The following is a 21788-nucleotide window of genomic DNA, read 5'->3' as shown; positions in this document are numbered from 1 at the left end:
CCACTAAGGCAAAGGGACCGACCGCCAATGTTGAAACGCATCTTCCTCGGGCTGCTGCTGGCAATCGTCTTGCTGGTGGCCGCCGTGGCGGTCAAGACCTGGACCACACCGTCGCAGCAACTGGCGGTGGCGCCCGCGCCGAAGCTGGACATCGATCTGCAGGCAGCAGCCAAGCGGCTCTCTACAGCGATCACGTTCCGCACGGTGTCGGGCATGGACGATCCGGCTGCGAATGCGGCCGAGTTCGACAAGCTGCATGCATTCCTTGCACAGCAGTTCCCGAAGGTGCATGCCACTCTCAAGAAGGAAGTGGTCGGCAACAAGGCGCTGTTCTATACATGGACCGGCACCGATCCCTCTGCCAAGCCCATCGCATTGATGGCGCATCAGGACATGGTGCCCATTGCCCCGGGCACCGAGAAGGCGTGGACGGTCGACCCCTTCGCGGGCGAGATCAAGGACGGCTTCATCTGGGGCCGCGGCACGCTCGACAACAAGAGCAATCTTCTCGCGCAGATGGAAGCCATCGAGCTGCTCATCGGCGCCGGCTTCAAGCCCAGGCAGACCGTCTATCTCGTGATGGGCGACGACGAAGAGGTGAGCGGCCTGCGCGGTGCGCTGCCTATTGCCGAACTGCTCAAGTCGCGCAACGTGCGCCTCGACTGGGTGCTTGACGAAGGCCTGCTGGTGCTCGACGGCGTGCTGCCGGGCCTGAGCAAGCCCGCGGCGCTCATCGGCCTGGCTGAAAAGGGCTATGGCACCTTCTTCCTCTCGCTCGACACCTCCCCCGGCCACTCGTCGATGCCGCCGCAGCACAGCGCCATCGGCAGCATGAGTGCGGCGCTGGCACGGCTCGAAGCCAATCCGATGCCTGGTGGCATCAAGGGCGTGGCCGGCCAGATGTTCGGCGCGCTTGCGCCAGAGATGAGCGGCGTCAACCGCGTGATGCTGTCCAACCTGTGGCTCACCGAGCCGCTGGTGCGCGGCCAGCTCGAGAAGAGCCCGAGCAGCAATGCCATGCTGCGCACGACCACCGCGCTGACCATCGTTCGCGCCGGCAACAAAGACAACGTGCTGCCCGGCCGCGCCGAAGCCGCCGTCAACTTCCGCATCCTGCCGGGTGACACGCTCGCCAGCGTCGAGGCACACTTGCGCAAGACGCTGGCCAACGACGACATCAAGATCAAGCAGTACCCCGGCAACGCCGAGCCGTCGCCCGTGTCGGCGACCGACAGCACCGGCTACCGCGCGATCCAGCAGGCCGTGCGTCAGACCTTCCCCGATGCGGTGGTGGCCCCCGGCCTCATGACCGCCGCTACCGACTCGCGCCACTTCAGCCTCGTGAGCGATGCCGTCTTCCGCTTCTCGCCGTTCCGCGTGAAGGGCGAAGACCTGGCGCGCTTTCACGGCAACAACGAGCGGCTGGCCATCTCGAACTACGGCGAGATGATCGGCTTCTATCACCAGCTCCTGAGCAACACCAACGCTGCTCCGGCGCAATGACGACAACCTCTTTTCCCTTCCATCTGCTTCAAAGGACCTCACCATGACCAGCGCCGTCATTGTTTCCACCGCCCGCACGCCGCTCGCGAAGAGCTGGAAGGGTGCCTTCAACATGACGCACGGCGCCACGCTCGGCGGCCACGCCGTGCAGCACGCGGTGCAGCGCGCCGGCATCGACCCTGCTTCGGTGGACGACGTCATCATGGGCTGCGCCACGCCCGAAGGCGCGACCGGCTCCAACATCGCACGCCAGATCGCGCTGCGCGCCGGCCTGCCGATCACCACTTCGGGCATGACCATCAACCGTTTCTGCTCGTCGGGCCTGCAGACCATCGCCACCGCCGCCCAGCGCATCATCGCGGGCGAGGGCGAGGTGTACGTGGCCGGCGGCGTCGAGAGCATCTCGTGCGTGCAGAACGAAGCCAACAAGCACATGCTGGCCGACCCGTGGCTCGTGAAGCACAAGCCCGAGATCTACTGGAACATGCTGCAGACGGCCGAGCAGGTCGCCAAGCGCTACAACATCGGCCGCGACGCCATGGACGAATACGGCGCCGCCAGCCAGCAGAAGGCCACCGCCGCGCTGGAAGCCGGCCGCTTCAAGGACGAGATCGCCCCCATCACCGTGCTGGCCGGCGTGGCCGACCCCGTGCTGGGCCTGCGCACCAAGGAAGTCACCATCGAGAACGACGAAGGCATCCGCGCCGGCACCACCAAGGAAGGCATCAGCGGCATCCGCTCGGCCATTCCCGGCGGCCTGATCTCGGCCGGCAATGCCAGCCAGTTCTCCGACGGCGGCGGCGCCTGCGTGGTGGTCGACGAGAAGTACGCCGAGCAGAAGGGCCTGAAGCCCCTGGGCCGCTTCCTCGGTTTTGCCGTGGCCGGCTGCGAGCCCGACGAAATGGGCATCGGCCCCGTGTTCGCCATTCCGAAGGTGCTCAAGCGCCTGGGCCTCACGGTCAACGACATCGACCTGTGGGAGCTGAACGAAGCTTTCGCCGTGCAGGTGATCTACTGCCGCGACAAGCTCGGCATTCCGGCCGACCGCCTGAACGTGGACGGCGGCGCCATTGCTGTGGGCCACCCCTACGGCGTGAGCGGCCAGCGCCTCACGGGCCACGCGCTCATCGAAGGCAAGCGCCGCGGTGCCAAGAAAGTCGTGGTCACGATGTGCATCGGCGGCGGCATGGGTGCCGCGGGCGTGTTCGAGGTCTTGTAATCATGTCCGGCTTGGGCCACGACCACGAGGTCTCGCCCGAAGCCGTTCTGGCCTACGGGCGCCGCATGCTTGCATCGCAGCCGTTCAGCGTGCTGATCGGCGCGGAGTTGCACGCGCTGGCGCCGGGCCTTGCCGAGCTTCAGCTGCCGCTCACGGCGCAGCTGAAGCAGCAGAACGGCTTTGCCCACGGCGGCATCGTGAGCTACATGGCCGACAACGCGCTCACCTTTGCCGGTGGCAGCGCGTTGCGTGTGCCGGTGGTGACTTCCGAATTCAAGATCAACTATGTGCGGCCGGCTCTTGGCGACCGCTTGATCGCACGGGCCACCACAGCCCATTGCGGCAGCTCGCAGGCCGTCTGCACCTGCGAAGTGTTCGTGGTGAACGACGGTGCAGAGAAGCTCTGCGCGCTGGCGCAGGGCACCATCGCGAAACTGCCTGACTCTCCGAAAAAGTAGCAAGAAGAGACACCCTCATGAGCCTGCGTTCCACCCTCGACTTCCTGCTCTACGACTGGCTCGACGCCGAGTCGCTCAACCAGCGCGAACGCTTTGCCGACCACTCGCGCGAAACCTTCGACGCGGTGCTCGATACCTGCGAGCGCATCGCGCGCGAAAAGTACGCGCCGTTCAACCGCACGGTCGACACGCAGGAGCCGCATTTCGATGGCGAAAAAGTCATCCTGCCGCAGGCCACGCATGACGCGCACAAGGCTTTCGTCGAGTCGGGAATGATGAGCGCGGCGCAAGACTACGACATCGGCGGTATGCAGCTGCCGTACACGCTCTCTGCCGCGGCCAACAGCTTCTTCGCGATGGCCTCCGTGAGCATCGGCTCCAACATGCTCACGAGCGGCAACGCCAACCTGCTGATGGTGCACGGCACCGAGATGCAGAAAGAGGTGTTCGCCAAGAACGAGTTCTCGGGCCGCTGGGCCGGCACCATGTGCCTGTCGGAGCCGCAGGCCGGTTCGTCGCTGAGCGACGTGGCCACGCGCGCAGTGCCCGACGGCGCCGGCTTTCAAAATGACCCGCTGGGCCCGCGCTATCGCCTCACGGGCAACAAGATGTGGATCTCGTCGGGCGACCACGAGCTGACCGAGAACATCGTGCACATCGTGCTCGCCAAGATCCCCGACGAGAACGGCAAGCTGGTGCCGGGCACGCGCGGCATTTCGCTGTTCATCGTGCCCAAACGCATGGTCGATACCAAGGGCGAGCTGACGGGCCAGCGCAACGACGTTGCGCTCGCGGGCCTGAACCACAAGCTGGGCTGGCGCGGCACCACCAATACGCTGCTGAACTTCGGCGAGGGCAAGTACCCGGTCGATGGCAAGGCCGGTGCCGTGGGCTACTTGGTCGGCGCCCCCGGCAAGGGCCTGCACTGCATGTTCCACATGATGAACGAGGCGCGCATCGGCGTCGGCACGGCCGCCACCATGCTCGGCATGGCCGGCTACCACGCCTCGCTCGAATATGCCAAGAGCCGTCCGCAGGGGCGGCTGGTGAAGAAGCCGGATGCAGCAGGGGCCGCAGTCGCCAAGGACTCGGCCGCGCCGCAGGTGCGCATCATCGAGCACGCCGATGTGCGGCGCATGCTGCTGGCCCAGAAGGCGTACTGCGAAGGCGCGCTGGCGCTGGAGCTGTACTGCGCCCGGCTGGTCGACGAGCAGAAGACCGGCGACGCGCAGGCCGCCGACGACGCGCGCCTGTTGCTCGAAGTGCTCACGCCCATCGCCAAGAGCTGGCCCAGCGAGTGGTGCCTGGAGGCCAATTCGCTGGCCATCCAGGTGCATGGCGGCTACGGCTACACGCGCGACTTTCCGGTGGAGCAGTACTGGCGCGACAACCGCCTGAACATGATTCACGAGGGCACCCACGGCATCCAGGCAGCCGACCTGCTGGGTCGCAAGGTGCTGATGGAAAAGGGCCGCGGCCTGCAGCTGCTGGCTGGGCGCATGACCGACACCATCGGGCGCGCCGCCAAGGTGCCGGCATTGGCCGCTCATGCCAAGGCGCTGGGCGTCGCGCTGCAGCGCATCGGCAGTGCCACCGAGGCCGCATGGTCCACCGGCGACCCGGCCGACGCGCTGGCCAACGCCGTGCCGTACATGCAGGCCTTCGGCCACACGGTGCTGGCCTGGATCTGGCTCGACGTGGCCCAAAGGGCCCTGCAGACCGACGGTGAAAAGGCGAGGGCGGTAACAGCTGGCAAGATCGGCGCCACGGACTATTTCTTCCACTACGAGCTGCCGAAAATCGGCGCATGGCTCAACGTGGTCGAAACCCGTGACCCGACCTGTACAGCTTTGCCCGAGGACGCCTTCTGATGGCCACTACCGATTCGCCGAACGCCAACCCCAACAACAACACCCCCGCCGTCAAACCTCCCAAGCCGCACGCGCGGCTCGAGAAGTGGATCTGGATCCTGATCTACGGCGGCCTGTTCGTCGTGATCCTGGGCATTGCCACCGGCCGCACCGACGCCGCGCTGGGCTGGTCCCTCGCCGTGCCCGGCGGCATCGTGGCGCTGGTCGGCTTCGTGCTGATCTACGTGCGCTCGCGGCTGCCCAACACCCCTACCAAGTAAAGAGGCCCGCCATGCTCAAGCACATCGTGATGTGGAAGTTCAAGGAACACGCCGAGGGCACCGACAAGGCGACCAACCTGCTGAAAGCCAAGGCATTGCTCGACGCCTGCGCCAAGCTGTCGCCCGGCACGCTGCGCTTCGAGGTGGCCATTGCCCAGCCCGGGCTGGAAGCCACCTACGACCTGGTCCTGTACTCGGAATTCACCGACTCCGCCGCGCTCGCGGCCTATTCGGACCATCCGCAGCACGTGGCCCTGAAGCCTTTCATCGGCGCCGTGCGTGAAGCCCGCCAGTGCATGGACTACGAGATCTGAGCCTGACATTCAAAACCGGAGACACCTCATGACGCCCCGCAACATCAAGCAGCTGTTCGACCTCACCGGCAAGACCGCACTCATCACCGGCGGCTCGCGCGGCCTGGGCCTGCAGATGGCCCATGCGCTCGGCGAAGCCGGCGCGAAGATCATGCTGAGCTCGCGCAAGGCCGACGACCTGGAGCAGGCCGCCGCCGAGCTGCAAGCCGCCGGCATCGACGCGCGCTGGATCGCCGCCGACTGCTCGAAGGAAGAAGACACCCGCCGCCTGGCCGACGAGACGCTGCAGCGCATGGGCGCAGTCGACATCCTCATCAACAACGCGGGTGCCAGCTGGGGTTCGCCGGCCGAGAGCCACCCGGTCGAGGCCTGGGACAAGGTGATGAACCTCAACGTGCGCGGCTATTTCATCTTGTCGCAGCAGATCGCCAACGGCTACATGATTCCGAAGAAGACCGGCCGCATCATCAACATCGCCTCGATCGCCGGGCTGAACGGCAACCCGCCTGAAATGCAGACGCTGGCCTACAACACCTCCAAGACCGCGGTCATCGGCTTCACCCGCACGCTGGCCGCCGAATGGGGCCGCTACGGCATCAATGTGAACGCGATCTGCCCCGGCTTCTTCATGACGAAGATGGCCGCCGGTCTCATCAAGTCGCTGGGCGAGGAAAAGATGGCCGCGCAGGCCCCGCTCGGCCGCCTGGGCGACGAGGAAGACCTGAAGGGCCTGACGCTGCTCTTCGCGAGCGATGCAGGCAAGCACATCACCGGCCAGTGGCTGGCTGTGGACGGCGGCGTCAGCGTGGTGCTGGGTGCGGCCTGACATGTCTTCTTCAGATTCCAGCGACATCAACATCCGCTCGTACACGAGCCAGATCCCGTTCGCGCGCCACCTGGGCTTCGAGCTGACGAAGTTCGAGGGCGGCGAGTCGGAGATCATCTACACGGCGAAGCCCGAGCACCTGAACACCTTCGACGTGACGCACGGCGGCGCCTGCATGACGCTGCTCGACATCACCATGGCAGCAGCCGCGCGCAGCGTGGCGCCCGAGACGGGTGTGGTCACCATCGAGATGAAGACCAGCTTCATGCAGCCTTCGGTCGGCCCGTTGCACGCACGCGGCACGCTCATTCACAGGACGGCGACGCTGGCTTTCACTGAGGCCAAAATCTACGACGAACAGGAACGCGTGTGCGCCCACGCCACCGGCACCTTCAAGTACGTGAAGCGCCGGCTGCCGACCGGCCCCGCCAGCGCCAACGAGATGCGGCCGCCGTCGACCGACTGACTGACTGACTGACTGACACTTTCCCGGAGACATTCATGCCGATCAACAAGCAGATCCACCTCGACAACCGCCCCGACGGCGAGGCCGTGGCCAGCAACTTCAAGCTCGTGTCCGCCGAGACCCCCGCGCTCAAGGACAACCAGGTGCTCGTGCGCCACCACTACATGAGCCTCGACCCGTACATGCGCGGCCGCATGAACGACGCCAAGAGCTACGCGCAGCCCCAGCCGCTGGGCCAGACGATGCAGGGCGGCACGGTCGGCGAAGTGGTCGAGAGCAAGCACCCCAAGTACGCCGTGGGCGACAAGGTGGTCGGCTTCGGCGGCTGGCAGGAATACAGCGTGGTCGATGCCTCCCAGCCCGGAGCGCTGAAGAAGGTCGACACCACGCATGTGCCGCTGTCGCACTACCTCGGCGCGGTCGGCATGCCCGGCGTCACGGCCTGGTACGGGCTGGTGAAGATCATTGCGCCCAAGGCCGGTGAAACGGTGGTCATCACCGCCGCCAGCGGCGCCGTGGGCAGCGCCTTCGGTGCGCTGGCCAAGGCGCGCGGCTGCCGTGTGGTCGGCATTGCCGGTGGCCCCGACAAGTGCAAGTACGTGACCGACGAGCTGGGCTTCGATGCCTGCATCGACTATCGCGTGCACGCCGACGTCAAGTCGATGAGCGCGGCGCTCAAGGAAGCCTGCCCGAACGGCATCGACGGCTACTTCGAGAACGTCGGCGGCTACATCTTCGACGCGGTGCTGCTGCGCGCCAACGCCTTCGCCCGCGTGGCGCTGTGCGGAATGATCGCGGGCTACGACGGCCAGCCGCTGCCGCTGGCCAACCCGGCGCTGATCCTCATCAACCGCATGAAGATCGAAGGCTTCATCGTCAGCGAGCACATGGAAGTGTGGCCCGAGGCGCTGACCGAGCTGGGCACGCTGGTGGCCACGGGCAAGCTGAAGCCGCGCGAGTCGATTGCGCAAGGCATCGAAGCGGCGCCTGAAGCCTTCCTGGGCCTGCTCAAGGGCAGGAACTTCGGCAAGCAACTCGTCAAGCTGATCTGATGCACTGGATGAACTGAACGCACGGCAAGGAGGCCGGTCATGGAAACCACGCACGAGGTGTTCAACCAGCCCACGCCGCTGGTGGACTACAACCTCTTCGACACCAACCGGCCCTTGCGCGATGCGCTGAAGTTCAACGCGCCCGCGTTGCAGACGACGCAGCTGCACGAGCTTGGCGCCACCCTCGGCACGGCCGGCATGCAGGCGCATGCGCGGCTCGCCAACATCCACACGCCCGAGCTGCATACGCACGACCGCTTCGGGCGGCGCATCGACGAGGTGGAGTTCCATCCGAGCTACCACGCGCTGATGACCGCCGCCGTGGGTGCCGGGCTGCACGGCACGCCCTGGACGGGCACTTCGGCCTCGCCGCATGTGCTGCGCGCAGCGGGCTTCATGCTCTTCACCGAGCTGGAGCCATCGATTCTTTGCCCCATCTCCATGACCTACGCGGTCACGCCCGCGTTGCGCGGCAATGCGGCCGTATACGCCGACTGGGGCCCGAAGCTCGGCAGCCTCTGGTACGACCCGGCCCTGAAGCTTTTCAGCGACAAGCCCGGCGTGACTATGGGCATGGGCATGACCGAGAAGCAGGGCGGTTCCGACGTGCGGGCCAACACCACGCAAGCCGTGCGCGACGGCAGCGATGCCTGGGGCGAGCGCTATGCCATCACCGGCCACAAGTGGTTCTTCTCGGCGCCGATGTGCGATGCCTTCCTGGTGCTGGCGCAGGCGCCCGCGGGGCTTTCGTGCTTCTTCCTGCCGCGCGTGCTGCCCGACGGCTCGCGCAACGCCATCCAGATCCAGCGGCTGAAGGACAAGCTCGGCAACAAGGCCAACGCAAGTTCCGAGGTCGAGTTCCAGGGCGCCAGCGCGTGGCTCGTGGGAGAAGAGGGCCGCGGCATCCCGCAGATCCTCGAGATGGGCACGATGACGCGGCTCGACTGCGCGCTGGGCACCAGCGGGCTGATGCGCCAGTCGCTGGGCATCGCGCTCAATCATGCGATGCAGCGCAAGGCCTTCGGCAAGCCGCTGATCGAACAGCCCTTGATGAAGAACGTGCTGGCCGATCTCGCGCTAGAAAGTGAAGCCGCCACCGCGCTCGCCATTCGCCTGGCCCGTGCCTTCGACAATCAGGCCGACGAGCACGAGCGCCTGATGGCCCGCCTGCTCACGCCGGTCGCCAAGTTCTGGATCTGCAAGCGCGGCAGCGCCTTCGCGCAGGAGGCCATGGAATGCCTTGGCGGCAACGGCTACGTGGAAGAGGGTGGCGAGGGCGTCATGGCCCGCATCTACCGCGAGATGCCGCTCAACTCCATCTGGGAAGGCGCGGGCAACATCATGGCGCTCGACCTGCTGCGCGGCCTGCGCAAGGGCGACGCGGTGGCCGCGCTGACGAAGGAGCTGGCGCCTGCGCGTGGTCAGCACGCAGCGCTCGACCGGCTGGCCGACGCGCTGCCGGCTCGCATCGAGGCGATGGCCTCCGAAGCTGAGGCCCGTCGCCTCGCGCAAGACGTTGCGCTCGCCGTGCAGGCTGCACTGCTCGTACAGACCGCGCCACCTGCCATTGCTGGCGCGTTCTGCGCCTCGCGCCTGGGTGGCGACTGGGGCAATGCCTTTGGCACGCTGGCCGCGGGCACCGATTTCGATTCGATCATCCAGCGCGCGCAACCCCGTTGAAACGCGCCGAACCCACCACAGAAGAAAGACCCCACCCATGGCCGACCTGATCCTTCACCACTACCTGACCTCCCCATTCTCGGAGAAGGTGCGCCTGATCCTCGGTGCCAAGAAGCTGCCGTGGAAGTCGGTCTTCATCCCGCCGATCATGCCCAAGCCCGACGTGGAGGTGCTCACCGGCGGCTACCGCAAGACGCCGTTCCTGCAGATCGGCGCCGACATGTATTGCGACAGCGCACTCATCGCCGACGTGCTCGAACACCTGCAGCCCGAACCCACGCTCTACCCCGAGCCTGAAAAGGGCATGTCGCGCATCCTCGCCCAGTGGGCCGACACCACGCTCTTCTGGGCTGCCATGGCCTGGAACCTGCAGCCCAGGGGCGCGGCCGAGGTGTTCGCCAAGGCCCCGCCAGAAGCCGCAAAAGCCTTCGGCGAAGACCGCGGCAAGATGAGCGCCGGCAACATGACCCGCCTGCGCCCCGCCGACGCCACCAGCGCCTACAAGTCGTACCTGCGCCGCCTGTCGGACATGCTCGACGAGAAACCCTTCCTGCTCGGCGAGGTGCCCAGCATTGCCGACTTCTCGGCCTACCACCCGCTCTGGTACACGCGGCGCATCGAGTCGGTTCGCACCATCCTCGACCTGACGCCCGCGGTGATCGACTGGCTCGACCGCATGGCCGCCATCGGCCACGGCGTTCCCGAGAAGTTCACGAGCGACGAGGCCATTGCAGTAGCCAAGGCCGCGACGCCGCACACGCTGCTGACCGACAGCACCTTCCAGGACGACCACGGCATTCCGCTGGGTAGCGCCGTCACCGTGCGCGCCGAGAGCTTCGGCCTCGAAGAGACGCCCGGCACGCTGGTCGCGGCTACGCGCACGCACTACACGCTGGAGCGCAGCAGCGAGCGGACTGGCACGGTGCATGTGCACTTTCCGCGGATCGGGTATGTGCTGAAGAAGGCTGAGGCCTGAAACCTGCCGAGACAAGCAGACGGGCACCTTCGTGACTGCGCCGGCGCGCTTTCCGTATTTCAATAGCGTCTCCACCCCAGAGACATTCAACAAAGCAGAAGGACACCGGCAAATGATTCAGGACTTCAAGGGCAAGACCGCCGTACTCACCGGCGCGGGCTCGGGCTTCGGCCTGGAGTGCGCGCGCATCGGCGCCGCCCGTGGCATGAACCTCGTGCTGGTCGACGTGCAGCAGGACGCGCTCGACAAGGCCCAGGCAGAAATGGAAGCAGCCGGTGCTCAGGTGCTGGCGCGCAAGGTCGACGTGTCGAACGCGGCGCAGATGGAAGCGCTGGCCGCTGCCGTGAAGGAACGCTTCGGCGCGCCGCACTTCGTGTTCAACAACGCGGGCGTGGGCGCTGGTGGCCTAGTGTGGGAGAACACCGTGGCTGACTGGGAGTGGGTGCTGGGCGTAGACCTGTGGGGCGTGATTCACGGCGTGCGCCTGTTCACGCCGATGATGCTCGAGGCCGCCGCGAAAGACCCGGGCTATCGCGGCCACATCACCAACACCGCCAGCATGGCGGGCCTGCTCACGCCGCCCAACATGGGCATCTACAACGCCGCGAAGGCAGCGGTCGTGAGCCTCACCGAGACGATGTACCAGGACCTGAACCTCGTCACCGACCAGATCGGTGCGAGCCTGCTGTGCCCGTACTTCGTGCCCACCGGCATCACCAGCAGCGAGCGCAACCGACCGAATGCGCCGAAGGAAACCGAGCTCACCAGGAGCCAGCTCATCGGCCAGGCCATGAGCAACAAGGCTGTGAGCAGCGGCAAGATCACGGCCGCAGAAGTCGCGGCCAAGGTGTTCGACGCCATCACCGCCAACCAGTTCTACGTGTTCAGCCACCCGAAGGCGCTGGGCAACGTGCGCAGCCGCATGGAGAACATCGCCTCCATCACCAACCCGGCCGACCCCTTCCTGGAGCGACCAGAGATCGGGCAGAAGCTGCGCGAGCAGCTGCGCTCGGCCTGAGCAGTTTTTTCCCAGTCATCAGGAGGCCTGCAGCTCGCCTACCAGCGCCTCGGCGCGGGCGAGCGCACTAGCGATGGAGCGGTCCAGCAGGTCCCCATGGTCTTCGGCGTGCTCGATGGCCACGCTGTGCACTTCGTTGAGACCGAGCAGGGCCAGCGGGCTCGTGATGCCGGGCGTGAGCAGGTCCAGATGCGCCTGGAACCCGCCCGGCCCGTAGCCGCTGCTGCCGCACGAGGTCAGCAGCACCGTGCGGCGGTTGCGCTCGGCCAGCAGCGGCACATACGGGTTCTCGCGGCTGCGGTCGAAGTCGAAGGTGGCTCCGACGCGCACGATGTTGTCGATCCATGACTTGAGCGGTGCCGGCATGCTGAAGTTGTACATCGGCACGCCGATCACCAGCACGTCGGCGCGGTGGATCTCGGCAATCAGCGCATCGCTTTCGGCCAGTACGGCGTGCATCCACGGTTCGCGTTCCGCGGCGGGCGTATAGCCCGACGCAATCCATTCGCCAGTGACGTTGCTCGGCGGCGCGGCGCCGATGTCGCGATAGATCACCTCGGTGCCCGGCTGCGTCGCGAGCCAGCTCGACACGAAGTGATGGCTCAGCCGGCGCGAATGCGAGCCGTGAACGTGGGTGCCGGAACGGCCGGGGCGGGCGCTGGCGTCGATGTGGAGCAGTGTGGTCATGGCGTGGTCCTCGTTGACGTGAAGGGTGGGATGAAGAGAATTCAGCTGTCTGCTTGACATGGTTCTCAATTTATCCAGGCATTCCCAGCGCGACAAACGACGATTTCTTTGCATTACTGAAAAATTAATTCATCCATGGCCAACCTTCGCCAACTCCCTCCGCTGGCGGCGCTGCGCGCCTTCGAAGCGGCCGCGCGGCACTGCAGCGCCAAGCTCGCGGCCAATGAGCTTTCGGTCACGCCTACCGCCATCAGCCATCAGGTGCGGCAGCTCGAAGACTCACTCGGCGTGCCGCTGTTCATCCGCCAGCCGCGGCAACTGGTGCTCACGCCGCAGGGCAGGGAACTGCAGGCGGTGCTGAGCGAATCGTTCAATGCCATGGCGAATGCGGTGGCGCGGCTGCGTGCACCGCCCGAGCGCAGCGCCATCACCTTGTCGGCCACGCCGGCCGTCGCGGCGCGCTGGCTGCTGCCGCGCGTGAGCACTTTGCGCGCGCTGCACCCGAGGCTCGACCTGCGCATTCATGCGTCGCACGAAGCGGTTGCGCTCGACGGTGTCACGGCTGACATCGCCATCCGCTACGGCAAGGGACAGTGGCCGGGCATGGTGGCCGAGAAGCTGTTCGACAACGTCTTCGCGCCGGCCTGCAGCCCCGCGCTCAAGCTGCGCCGGCGCAGTGACCTGACGCGGCACACGCTGCTGCACTTCGCGGTCCCCGGCAACAAGAGCCAGCCCGGCACCTGGGCCGAGTGGCAGCAGCAGGCGCAGGTGCCCGGCCTCGACGTATCGGCCGGGCCGGTGTTCTCGGACGAAACGCACACCGTGTCTGCCGCGCTGCAGGGGCAAGGCGTGGCGTTGATGGGCCTTGCGCTGATTGCCGACGAATTGCGCGCGGGCAATCTGGTGCAGCCCTTCGGTCCGGAGTTGCCTGGGCTGCCGTTCTATCTGGTGTGCCTCGAGTCGCGGCGTTCGGAGCCGGCCGTCGCTGCGGTGTTCGAGTGGGTGAGGGGGCTTCAGCCGCTGGGTGCCTGAGCGCGTGACTTTCGACACTGGTGGTCGCTCGTTCGCAGTCCTAGAGTCCGACCGTGAGTCGCTTGCGCGGCTCATCTCGGGTTGCAGGAGCGAGATGTCCTGCGTTCAGAAGTACCAATGGAGGGAAGAAATCATGAAACGTGCAACCGCAATCAAGGCTGGCGCCGTGGCCGCGATCTTGTCGTCGCTGGCTCTGGCTGCCCCGGCTGTCGCAGGGCCGTTCACCCAGTGCAGCGACCACTGGCTGTTCTGGAGTGGCTATCAGCTGATCATGGAAGCGATCTTCGACCTCTGCGGCTGAGAGGTGCCCGCGCTGCGCAATGTTTGACATTTGTCAAATATTGCGCAGGTTCACTGGCTTTCTGCACCGAACCTGCTCTCATGTGCGGTGCGCGCGAATTAATCCCTTAGCCCGATCGGCTGTTCTTCTTAACCTTCCTGTACTTTTTTGACGAAGGTCAGGAAAGGTTGCGCGCAGTCCATGCTGCCTCGCACCTGCCTGCACCGGCTACCGAATTACACGCGACATCTGCGAAGAGGGAGGCTATTCATGCGCACACCGTTCCAACCCGAAACCAGCCCGGACGAGCCTTTGGCGGCCGGGCGCGGGCCAGCGTACATGGCATGGTTGTCCGTGCTCCTGTGCATCGTGGCAGCCGTGGCCTTTGTGGTCGTGGCCATCCTTGTTCCGAACATCATTGCGGCATCGATGTTCACGACGGCAGCCATCATGTTCCTGGGTGCTGGCCTGATCCTCGGCTTGAGCATGTGGGTCTTTCCGGACCTTCCCCGCTAGATGGCTTCGCAGGAACCCATGGCGGGAAAATCCGCGGCATCCATCTTTCGCGTTCAGGGCTGGCGGGTGACCCTGGTCGCAGCCTTGATCGGCTTGCTGATCGTGCTGGCTGGGCTCATGAAGTGGATCGTCGAATTCCAGGTCGAGGCCGCGCGGGAGCGGCGCTTGAGCGAAGCCGTTGCGCGCGAGGCGGTAGCGCGTTGCCACGAGAAGGCACCGCTCCAGGCGGTCAACGCCTGTCTGGGCGAACTGGCTGCTGCCAGGGCTCTTCCATCCAATCGCTGACGATCAGTCAGTCGGCACTGCGCCATCGTCCGGACTCCGGGCACACGATGGCCCGTGCGCCGTTCAGCCAGACTTGCTCTTCATCCAGCTGCGGTGGGGTCGAAAGATCGATGTCGAAGGCGACTCCCAGTGCGTGCCCGACATGGACATCCTCGATGGGCAGTTCCCAGGTCAGGAACACTTGGCTGCAATCCCGCTCGGGCGCGAAGTCGGCCGCATCGAAGCCGCCGCTGCCGCGTTGAATGACGGCGTGAGGCTGGCCGGTATCGAAGATCACCACCGTGCCCCGGGTCAGCGGGATCCTGTGATCTGCAAAGGGAAAGTGCAGGTCCAGCCCCTTGTCCTCGCTCATGAAGAGATTGCAGAAGGCCGCGCCGCCGTACTGCGCACCGTCGTGGTGGTACTTCGCGCCGCGGCAGGCCATGAGGGCCACGTCGCTGGAGGCAAGCACATCGGACAGCCCAAGCGTGCGCATCCAGTCGGACACCGCCTGCACGCAGTGTTTGTAGTCAGGCCAGCGCGTACGCGCCCGGGCCAGGGGCAATGGTTCGACGTCTCCGGGTTCCAGGAACAGGCGCGAAGAAATCTCACTCTCCCAATCTGCAAGCAGGCGCGCAGGGGGCACAGGCACGTCGACCGTGGCAGACAACACGACATTGCTCACGCTTCGGCTGCGGATGACGTCGCCGCTCCAGAAGTAGGAAGTCAGGATGTCTCGCGCGCGTTGCGGTCGAGGAGGGTGGTTCATCGGAGGGCAGTGTAGTGAGCTTGGTAGCATCGCCGCGTTTAGCCGGGAGCCTCCAAGGACACCGTATGCACGTTGAACTTGTCTCTGAAGCCCAGCATGAGTCGCTGACAGACCTGCTGTGCGAGTTGCATGCCTTCTACAACGATGGCGCCACAGTCTCTCGGGAGGCCGTGAGAGAGCACCTCCTCGGCAACCTCCTGGCGGCTGGGTCGCCCCATCGTCTGGTCGTGGCTTCAGGCGATGACGGCGCGGTGGTTGGTCTGGCGGCCATCTCGCTGGTGTATTCGCTCGTCGAATTTGCTCCTGACAGGTGCAAGCACTGCCAGCTCAAGGAACTGTATGTGAAGGCTTCTGGCAGGAGCAATGGAGCCGGCAGGGCGCTCATGGCCTGGGTGGCTCGGTACGCTGTCGAGAACGGCTGCTGTCGCATCGACTGGCCCGTCAAGGCATCGAACGACAGGGGCATCTCGTTCTACGAAGGCCTTGGTGCCGGGAGGGTTCTCGACAGGCTCAGCTACCGGCTGTCCGAACCCCAGTTGAGTCAGCTCGCCCAAGGCCTTGGCGCATGACAGGGCCGCCCGAGTTCAGGAGCGAGGAAGCCAGGGCGCGGTACAAGACGCGGAAAAGCTTTACGAACCCCAGGCGATGCTGAAGCTGGCGCAGCGCCGGATGCCGGGCTTGGAGGCTGCGATCGTGCCGGGCGCAGACCACATCGCGGCCATGTCGCAGCCTGAGGATGTCAATGGCCAGATCATCCGATTCCTGCAAAAGGGAGGGGCGGACAAGAATGGCGACCGTTGACGCTCAGAAAATACCCTGAGGCATATTTGAGTACCAAAGAGTTAACATTTGGGCTGTCAGGCAGACAAGGAGGATCCCATGGAAACGTACCCAACCCTAAGACAGGCCACCGGCGTGGCCCGCACCCTCAGCAAGCACTCGTCGTGCACCATGGTGGTCTACCGCGTGACAGAGGAAAAATTCGTGGCTGCGCATGCCGCTGACCGCGTGCAGGGAAGCATCGAGGCCGTGTACCGCGACGGTTATGTCGTGCCGACTCTCCTGAGCAAGCGCGTCGAATGAAGAGAAAGTCCGGGCCCCGCCCGGAACCCGGTCGGCGCAGGCCTCCTTCGGGAGGCCTTTTCACGTTCACGACGAGCTGGGCACAGCCTGCATCAGCAGCGTCAGCGCCTTTCGCAGGCTCGTGGCCGAGGCGCGTTCTCCCTTGTCATAGCCAAGCCGCACCACCACCAGGTCGTGCGAAGGAACGATCAGCACCGTCTGCCCGCCCGCACCCAGCATGTAGTACGCCGTGGTCGGCACCGGCCAGGTGCTCGCACCGTTGATCGCGCCGTTGAGCCAGAAGAAGCCGCCGTAGATCGGGCGCTTGTCGGCCGCCCAGGCCGGCGCCAGGGTGCTCACGAACTTGACGAACCCTTCGGGCAGGATGCGCTCGCCGTTCCAGACGCCGTCCTGCAGATACAGGTTGGCCAGACGCGCCCAGTCGCGCCCCGACATGAAGTCGTAGCCCTGTGCCAGGAAGTTGCCGTACGGGTCGGTCTCCAGCGTCATCGTGCGGATACCGATCTTGTCGAACAGGTTTCTCTGCGGGAACGACAGGTACTCCTCACCGCGCTTTTCCACGGCAAGGCGGATCAGGTAGTTTGCGAGCACCGGGTCGGTGTTGCGATAGCGGCCGATGGTGTTGGGCGGCCATTGCTGCGGACGCGTGGCTGCGTAGTTGAACGAGTTTATGCGGCCGGTGTAGAGATAGATGTGGTCGGGGTAAGTGCCGTTGGGGTCGAAGTCCGGATCGTCCGGCGCCTTGATGCGCAGCCCGCTCGACATATGCAGGATGTCCTGGATCTTGATTTCCTTGCGCTTGTCGTCCGCTCCCTGCCATTCCGGAATGGGCGCCGGCTGGTCGAGCCGGTACTCGCCCTGTTTCATCAGCACGCCCAGCATCGTCGCGGTCACGCTCTTGCCCATCGACCACGATTCGAGCGGCGTGTTCGCCGTGATGCCGTTCATGTAGCGCTCGCCAACGATGCGCCCCTTGTGCGTGACGACGAAGGCGGCGGTGTAGGCCTCCGGCAACTCGAAGGCTGCATCGACTGCCTGGCTTACCTTTGCCGTATCGATGCCGGGCGCGGGGCCGGCGGGCATCACGTCGCCCATGGGCCATGCCTGCGTAGAGGGATCGGGGAGGGTGCTTGTCACGGCCACAGGCGTGAAGAACACATCGTCCCTGCCGGGTGGCAGCGTGATGCAGCCCTGCGAGCCGTAGTAGCGCGCCACCAGCGTCGGACCGTTCGGGATGGCGATGCGGACTTCCTTCTTGACGCGGTCGACCACCGGCTTGCCCACTTTCTTGCGCTGGTCGTAAGGGCCGGTGAAGTAGCCGACGCTCTCGGCGGCAACGTCGGGGTCAAGGCCGGTGATGAACGCGGCGGAGCACATCGTCTTGGCGTAGCCCGAGGTGTTGTGCTCCAGGGGATCGCCGGGCGGCGGGACGTAGGGCGTGTCGAGTTCGTAGCTTCTGGCGCGGGCGATGAGGGCTTCGCGTGCCGGCAGCTCGGGGGTGTTTGTGGTCGGCGTGGTTCCGCCCGCGCTGGGGAGTATGCCGATGCCCCCGCCTCCACCACCTCCACCTCCACCGCCGCCTCCACATGAAGTCAAAGCTACTACAAGAAGCGCGCCTGTTGCGATGGCAAGAGGGGCGCGGGCAAACCTCGTCATGAACTCTCCTCACTTTATTGTTGGTGCCGGAGTCTCCATGAGAAACGTAACGACCTGCAAGCCTGGCGTTCAGCTTTTTCTCAGCCTGTGGTGGCCTGCGACGCGATCCACTCCCACACGGCGCGGATGGCCGGCTCGTTCTCCCTCCCGTTCGCAGCCGCAAGAAAGTAGCTGCCGGTTTCGAGCGCGGGCCCGAAGGGCTGCACCAGCGCGCCGCTGCGAAGCTCTTCAGCCGACAGCGTGAGGCTCAGCAACGCCACGCCATGGCCGGCGAGGGCGGCCAGCATCGCGTGCGTCTCGTCGGAAAACGACAGGCCCGAGGCCTTCATCGCACGCCCCCTCGGCGGTGCGATGCCGGCTTCACGAAACCAGCGCGGCCACACGGCGGGTGCGAGCGCCTGTGGCTGCCAGTCGCAATGGATCAGCTGATGCTTCGGCAGGTCTGCCGCGCGCTTGAGACCCAGCATCGGGCTGCACAACGGCGCATAGCGCTCGGGCATCAGTTCGCGCGACACCAGCCCCGGCCAGTTGCCACGGCCTGAGCGCACAGCGATGTCGGCATCGCCGCGCGCCAGATCGACCACGGTATCGCTTGCATGCAGCCGCAGCTCCACCCCGGGGCTGGCCTTGCGGAACGCCTCCATGCGCGGCAGCACCCAGCGCGCGGCGAAGGCGGTGTTGGTGGTGAGGGTGACGGCCTGCGATGCGGCCGGCCGGCGCAGCTTGTCCACACCGGCTTCGAGCACGTCGAAGCCCATGCGCAGGTCGTCGAACAGTCGCTGGCCCGCAGGCGTCAACGCGAGCTGTCGCGTGAGCCTGCGGAACAGTGGCAGGCCGAGCGTGTCTTCGAGCGCACGCACCTGGTGGCTGATGGCCGAGGGCGTAACCGAGAGTTCGAGCGCCGCGCGCTGAAAGCTCAGGTGTGCGGCCGCTGCCTCGAAGGCACGCAGCGACAGCAGCGGAGGCAGCCGGCGGGGATATCTGATAGATGAGCCAATCTCGTTCATAGGCAGAGAAATCGTCGTTTGTGATGGCAGGCCTGCATCCATAGATTCAAGGCCTGCGCGCCATTCTGGCAGCGCGAAATGAAAGACATCAATTCATCCATAAAGGCCATGACCATGAACCTCCTTCACATCGACGCCAGCGCCCGTCCGGGCCGTTCCGACACCGATCTCCACGGCTCGCACACGCGCCGTCTCTCCGCGCGTTTTGTCGAGCGCTGGCGCAAGGCGCGGCCCGACGACCGCATCGACTACCTCGACGTGGGACAGCGGCCGCCCGCGCACGTCGACGGCCGCTGGATCCATGCGGCCTTCACACCGCCGGCCGCGCGCGAGCCGTGGATGGCCGACGTGCTTGCCGAGAGCGACCGGCTGGTCGATCAGCTCATTGCGGCCGACGTGGTCGTGATCGGCCTGCCGATGTACAACTTCAGCGTGCCCGCGCAGTTCAAGGCCTGGATCGACAACATCGTGCGCGTGGGCCGCACCTTCGGCTTCGACCGTTCGCGCGGCGCGGTGCCGTACTGGCCGCTGCTGGCGGAAGCGGGCAAGCGCGTGGTGCTGCTCGGCGCGCGCGGCGACCACGGCTACGACGCGGGCGGGCGCATCGCGCATCTCAACCACACCGAGGGCAGCGTACGTTCGGTGCTCGGCTACATCGGCATCACCGATGTGTTCGAGGCCGCAGTGGAGTCCGACGAGTTCGGCGGGGAGCAGCTCGCGCAGTCGATGCGGCGTGCGGAGCAGCGCGTGGACGAGCTCGTCGATGTGTTGACAGCTACTGACACTACGCTGTCAGTAGCTGCGGCATAGGATTTTTCGCTCCACTTCCTGAGCGAAAAAATGAAGCCCGACGTTTTGCTTGAGCGCTTTCCCCGCCCGCCCACCGCCGAGCTTTTCAATCAGCGCGTGCTCGATTTCGACAAGGCCAAAGGATCGATCCGCCTGAGCTTCGTGGCCACCGATGCGTTTCTCAACCCCGCGGGCGCGGTGCAGGGCGGCATCCTCGTCGCGATGCTCGACGACACGATGGGGCCGGCGTTGTGGGTCATGAATGGCGAAGAGACCTACTCCGTCACCATCGACCTCAGCGTGTCTTTTCTGGCGGCCGCGAAGCCCGGCCTGTTGTATGGCGAAGGCAGGGTCGTGCAGCGCGGCAAGACCATCGCTTTTCTCGAGGCGCAACTGAGCGATCCGGACGGCCGCGTCGTGGCGCGCTCCACGGCCAGCGCGCGGGTCGTGAAGGCCTGACGGCTCAATCCTTCTTCTGCATGGCAAGCAGGTAGCCCACGCGCAGCGAACGGTGGAGCCTGAAGTTGCGGGTGAGCAGGTTGTAGCCCAGGCCGCGCTGGTCCCGCAGCACGAGGCCGGCATTGGCGGCCGCGCTCTTGAGTTCGTCAGGGCGGATGAGCTTGCGGTAGTCGTGCGTGCCGCGCGGCAGGATGCGCAGCACCTGCTCCGCGCCGAAGATCGCGATCAGCCATGCCCACGGCGTGCGGTTGATGGTGGAGAAAAAGACCCAGCCTCCGGGCTTCGCCATGCGGGCGCAGGCGTCGATCACGGCTGCTGGCGACGGCACGTGCTCGAGCATCTCCATGCATGTGACGACATCGAACTTCGCCTCGTTGTCAGCGGCCAGGTCTTCGGCGGAAATGGCCTGGTAGGTCACGCTTGCCGCGCTGCTGCGTGCATGAAGCGTTGCGACCTTCAGCGGCTTGTCGGCGAGGTCGATGCCGAGCACGTCCGCGCCGCGGTGCGCCATCGACTCGGCCAGGATGCCGCCGCCGCAACCGACGTCGAGCACCTTGCGGCCGTTCAGCGCGGCGAGCTTGTCGATCCAGTCCAGCCGCAGCGGATTGATTTCGTGCAGGGGGCGGAATTCAGACTGCGGGTCCCACCAGCGGTCGGCCAGGGCCTGGAATCTGGCCAGTTCGGCGGGGTCGAAGTTGGATGCTGCGCTCATGGTTCTTCTCCTTGGTTTACCAATGACCCCGCGACCGGTTCCAGCGGTAGAGCTGATGCGCGAAGAGGTTGTAGAGCCAGGCGCCGAGCGTTCGCAGCCCGGGCCACTGAAGCGGCCTTGCCAGCCAGCGCCATCGCGGAGCAAGGGCCAGCACGCTGGCGATGGCGTCGGCGCCGATGTGCGTGGCGCCCGAGGTGTCGACGAGGTGCAGGCGTTCGCGCACGTCCTCCAGTTGCAGGCCCAGCGGTTCGAGCACTTCCGGGCGAGTGTGCACGTCGATCCACTCGACGCTTGCGTCCGGTGTTTTCTCGCGCATGGCGCAAACGCCGGCATCACAGACGGGACAGGCGCTGTTGTAGTAGACAACCGTGCGCGGGGAAGGGGCGGTGGGTGCTTGCATGTCATCGGCTCCTGTTCGGGCCATTGTGCCATTCATTTAGCTAAATGGCTAAATAACTAATTAGAGAATTGCCTACTCGCGAGCTAAACTGAACCGATGGAAAAAGTTTTCGAAGCGCTTGCCTCCACGCCGCGGCGCAAGATCCTGGCGTACCTGTCGGAGACCGAACTGTCGGCCGGCGACATCGCCTCGCGCTTCGACATGACCAAGCCTTCGCTCTCCAAGCACCTGAAGATCCTCGAAGGCGCGGGGCTGGTAAAGGCCGAGAAGCGCGGCCAGTTCGTGTTCTACAGCCTGCAGCGCGAGAGCCTGGCCAACACGCTGACCGGCTTCGTACAGGCGGTCTGCCCGGTGTCGAAGGCGCTGAAGAAAGAAAGCCGCGCCCTGGCCAGCAAGCGCTCGGCGGATTCCTCGGGCACCTGACGCAGCGCCCCGCGCTTTTTCCTTCCCGGAAGGCGAAAAGTACGGCAAAGGAATTCATTTTTCCGCCG

General features: G+C 65.6%; 28 protein-coding genes. 22 read left to right on the top strand and 6 right to left on the bottom strand.

Annotation, left to right across the window (positions count from 1 at the left end):
• Positions 1-27 precede the first annotated feature (27 nt).
• The 12 genes from ACZYSP_RS03070 (at position 28) to ACZYSP_RS03015 (ending at position 11643) form a co-directional block, all read left to right on the top strand.
• Positions 28-1503: a M20 family peptidase gene (locus ACZYSP_RS03070; RefSeq protein ID WP_354336251.1), complete on the top strand. Its 1476-nt coding sequence runs from the start codon at positions 28-30 to the stop codon at positions 1501-1503.
• Positions 1504-1546: 43 nt separating this feature from the next.
• On the top strand, positions 1547-2722 hold the full coding sequence (locus ACZYSP_RS03065; RefSeq protein ID WP_093056890.1) for an acetyl-CoA C-acyltransferase: 1176 nt from the start codon (positions 1547-1549) through the stop codon (positions 2720-2722).
• A gap of 2 nt (positions 2723-2724) precedes the next feature.
• Positions 2725-3180 carry a PaaI family thioesterase gene (locus ACZYSP_RS03060; RefSeq protein WP_093074029.1) on the top strand — a complete coding sequence of 152 codons (456 nt, stop codon included), beginning with the start codon at positions 2725-2727 and terminating at the stop codon, positions 3178-3180.
• 17 nt (positions 3181-3197) lie between these two features.
• Positions 3198-5051 carry an acyl-CoA dehydrogenase gene (locus ACZYSP_RS03055; protein ID WP_093074031.1) on the top strand — a complete coding sequence of 618 codons (1854 nt, stop codon included), beginning with the start codon at positions 3198-3200 and terminating at the stop codon, positions 5049-5051.
• Positions 5051-5311, top strand: a complete 261-nt coding sequence (locus ACZYSP_RS03050; RefSeq protein ID WP_093074033.1) for a hypothetical protein — start codon at positions 5051-5053, stop codon at positions 5309-5311. Before ACZYSP_RS03055 ends, ACZYSP_RS03050 begins: the two co-directional genes overlap by 1 nt.
• Before the next feature lie 11 nt (positions 5312-5322).
• Positions 5323-5625 carry a Dabb family protein gene (locus tag ACZYSP_RS03045; protein WP_093074035.1) on the top strand — a complete coding sequence of 101 codons (303 nt, stop codon included), beginning with the start codon at positions 5323-5325 and terminating at the stop codon, positions 5623-5625.
• Between the two features lie 28 nt (positions 5626-5653).
• Positions 5654-6451 carry an SDR family oxidoreductase gene (locus tag ACZYSP_RS03040; RefSeq protein ID WP_093056885.1) on the top strand — a complete coding sequence of 266 codons (798 nt, stop codon included), beginning with the start codon at positions 5654-5656 and terminating at the stop codon, positions 6449-6451.
• A 1-nt stretch (position 6452) separates the two neighbouring features.
• Complete coding sequence (locus tag ACZYSP_RS03035) at positions 6453-6917, top strand: PaaI family thioesterase (RefSeq protein ID WP_093056884.1); 465 nt, start codon at positions 6453-6455, stop codon at positions 6915-6917.
• A 35-nt stretch (positions 6918-6952) separates the two neighbouring features.
• Positions 6953-7969 (top strand): NADP-dependent oxidoreductase, encoded by a 1017-nt coding sequence (locus tag ACZYSP_RS03030; protein WP_093074037.1) that lies wholly within the window; start codon positions 6953-6955, stop codon positions 7967-7969.
• A 39-nt stretch (positions 7970-8008) separates the two neighbouring features.
• Entirely contained in the window at positions 8009-9649 is a 1641-nt protein-coding gene (locus ACZYSP_RS03025; protein ID WP_093074039.1) for an isovaleryl-CoA dehydrogenase, read from the top strand.
• Between the two features lie 37 nt (positions 9650-9686).
• Positions 9687-10625 (top strand): glutathione S-transferase family protein, encoded by a 939-nt coding sequence (locus ACZYSP_RS03020; RefSeq protein WP_093074041.1) that lies wholly within the window; start codon positions 9687-9689, stop codon positions 10623-10625.
• A 112-nt stretch (positions 10626-10737) separates the two neighbouring features.
• Positions 10738-11643 carry an SDR family oxidoreductase gene (locus ACZYSP_RS03015; RefSeq protein WP_093074043.1) on the top strand — a complete coding sequence of 302 codons (906 nt, stop codon included), beginning with the start codon at positions 10738-10740 and terminating at the stop codon, positions 11641-11643.
• An 18-nt stretch (positions 11644-11661) separates the two neighbouring features.
• Here the strand turns inward: ACZYSP_RS03015 and ACZYSP_RS03010 are convergent, their stop codons facing one another.
• Positions 11662-12330 carry an FMN-dependent NADH-azoreductase gene (locus ACZYSP_RS03010; RefSeq protein ID WP_093074045.1) on the bottom strand — a complete coding sequence of 223 codons (669 nt, stop codon included), beginning with the start codon at positions 12328-12330 and terminating at the stop codon, positions 11662-11664.
• A 135-nt stretch (positions 12331-12465) separates the two neighbouring features.
• Here ACZYSP_RS03010 and ACZYSP_RS03005 point away from each other — a divergent pair, with 135 nt between their 5' ends.
• From ACZYSP_RS03005 to ACZYSP_RS02990, 4 genes are all read left to right on the top strand, one after another.
• Complete coding sequence (locus tag ACZYSP_RS03005) at positions 12466-13362, top strand: LysR substrate-binding domain-containing protein (protein WP_093074047.1); 897 nt, start codon at positions 12466-12468, stop codon at positions 13360-13362.
• 133 nt (positions 13363-13495) lie between these two features.
• Positions 13496-13663 carry a hypothetical protein gene (locus tag ACZYSP_RS03000; protein WP_176928836.1) on the top strand — a complete coding sequence of 56 codons (168 nt, stop codon included), beginning with the start codon at positions 13496-13498 and terminating at the stop codon, positions 13661-13663.
• Positions 13664-13912: 249 nt separating this feature from the next.
• A complete protein-coding gene (locus ACZYSP_RS02995; RefSeq protein ID WP_093056874.1) occupies positions 13913-14158 on the top strand; it encodes a hypothetical protein in 246 nt (81 codons plus the stop codon).
• The gene (locus ACZYSP_RS02990; RefSeq protein ID WP_256216631.1) at positions 14159-14443 is read left to right on the top strand and encodes a general secretion pathway protein GspL; all 285 of its coding nucleotides are present in this window, start codon (positions 14159-14161) and stop codon (positions 14441-14443) included.
• A 7-nt stretch (positions 14444-14450) separates the two neighbouring features.
• Here ACZYSP_RS02990 and ACZYSP_RS02985 read toward each other — a convergent pair whose 3' ends face one another.
• Positions 14451-15191, bottom strand: coding sequence for a hypothetical protein (locus tag ACZYSP_RS02985; RefSeq protein WP_093074051.1), 741 nt, complete (start codon positions 15189-15191; stop codon positions 14451-14453).
• A gap of 65 nt (positions 15192-15256) precedes the next feature.
• Between ACZYSP_RS02985 and ACZYSP_RS02980 the strand changes: the two genes are divergently transcribed.
• The 3 genes from ACZYSP_RS02980 (at position 15257) to ACZYSP_RS02970 (ending at position 16274) form a co-directional block, all read left to right on the top strand.
• Positions 15257-15760: a GNAT family N-acetyltransferase gene (locus ACZYSP_RS02980; protein WP_093074053.1), complete on the top strand. Its 504-nt coding sequence runs from the start codon at positions 15257-15259 to the stop codon at positions 15758-15760.
• 76 nt (positions 15761-15836) lie between these two features.
• Positions 15837-15992 carry an alpha/beta fold hydrolase gene (locus tag ACZYSP_RS02975; RefSeq protein ID WP_177192710.1) on the top strand — a complete coding sequence of 52 codons (156 nt, stop codon included), beginning with the start codon at positions 15837-15839 and terminating at the stop codon, positions 15990-15992.
• Between the two features lie 78 nt (positions 15993-16070).
• On the top strand, positions 16071-16274 hold the full coding sequence (locus ACZYSP_RS02970; RefSeq protein WP_143062553.1) for a hypothetical protein: 204 nt from the start codon (positions 16071-16073) through the stop codon (positions 16272-16274).
• Between the two features lie 66 nt (positions 16275-16340).
• Here the strand turns inward: ACZYSP_RS02970 and ACZYSP_RS02965 are convergent, their stop codons facing one another.
• Positions 16341-17930 carry a serine hydrolase domain-containing protein gene (locus tag ACZYSP_RS02965; protein ID WP_093074057.1) on the bottom strand — a complete coding sequence of 530 codons (1590 nt, stop codon included), beginning with the start codon at positions 17928-17930 and terminating at the stop codon, positions 16341-16343.
• Positions 17931-18010: 80 nt separating this feature from the next.
• Positions 18011-18937, bottom strand: a complete 927-nt coding sequence (locus tag ACZYSP_RS02960; protein WP_093074059.1) for a LysR substrate-binding domain-containing protein — start codon at positions 18935-18937, stop codon at positions 18011-18013.
• 108 nt (positions 18938-19045) lie between these two features.
• Here ACZYSP_RS02960 and ACZYSP_RS02955 point away from each other — a divergent pair, with 108 nt between their 5' ends.
• Together ACZYSP_RS02955 and ACZYSP_RS02950 are read left to right on the top strand one after the other, a co-directional pair.
• On the top strand, positions 19046-19747 hold the full coding sequence (locus tag ACZYSP_RS02955; protein ID WP_093074061.1) for an FMN-dependent NADH-azoreductase: 702 nt from the start codon (positions 19046-19048) through the stop codon (positions 19745-19747).
• 30 nt (positions 19748-19777) lie between these two features.
• Complete coding sequence (locus ACZYSP_RS02950) at positions 19778-20185, top strand: PaaI family thioesterase (RefSeq protein WP_093074063.1); 408 nt, start codon at positions 19778-19780, stop codon at positions 20183-20185.
• Between the two features lie 4 nt (positions 20186-20189).
• On the opposite strand, the gene ubiG is transcribed toward ACZYSP_RS02950, so the two are convergent.
• Together ubiG and ACZYSP_RS02940 are read right to left on the bottom strand one after the other, a co-directional pair.
• Entirely contained in the window at positions 20190-20897 is a 708-nt protein-coding gene (ubiG, locus tag ACZYSP_RS02945; RefSeq protein WP_093074065.1) for a bifunctional 2-polyprenyl-6-hydroxyphenol methylase/3-demethylubiquinol 3-O-methyltransferase UbiG, read from the bottom strand.
• Positions 20898-20913: 16 nt separating this feature from the next.
• Positions 20914-21297, bottom strand: coding sequence for a thiol-disulfide oxidoreductase DCC family protein (locus tag ACZYSP_RS02940; protein ID WP_177192711.1), 384 nt, complete (start codon positions 21295-21297; stop codon positions 20914-20916).
• Between the two features lie 96 nt (positions 21298-21393).
• Between ACZYSP_RS02940 and ACZYSP_RS02935 the strand changes: the two genes are divergently transcribed.
• Entirely contained in the window at positions 21394-21720 is a 327-nt protein-coding gene (locus ACZYSP_RS02935) for a metalloregulator ArsR/SmtB family transcription factor (protein WP_093056865.1), read from the top strand.
• Positions 21721-21788 lie beyond the last annotated feature (68 nt).

This window comes from Variovorax sp. F042 (assembly GCF_057814215.1).
Note: the sequence above shows the minus strand (reverse complement) of the source record. Positions and strands in the feature narration are given on the sequence as shown.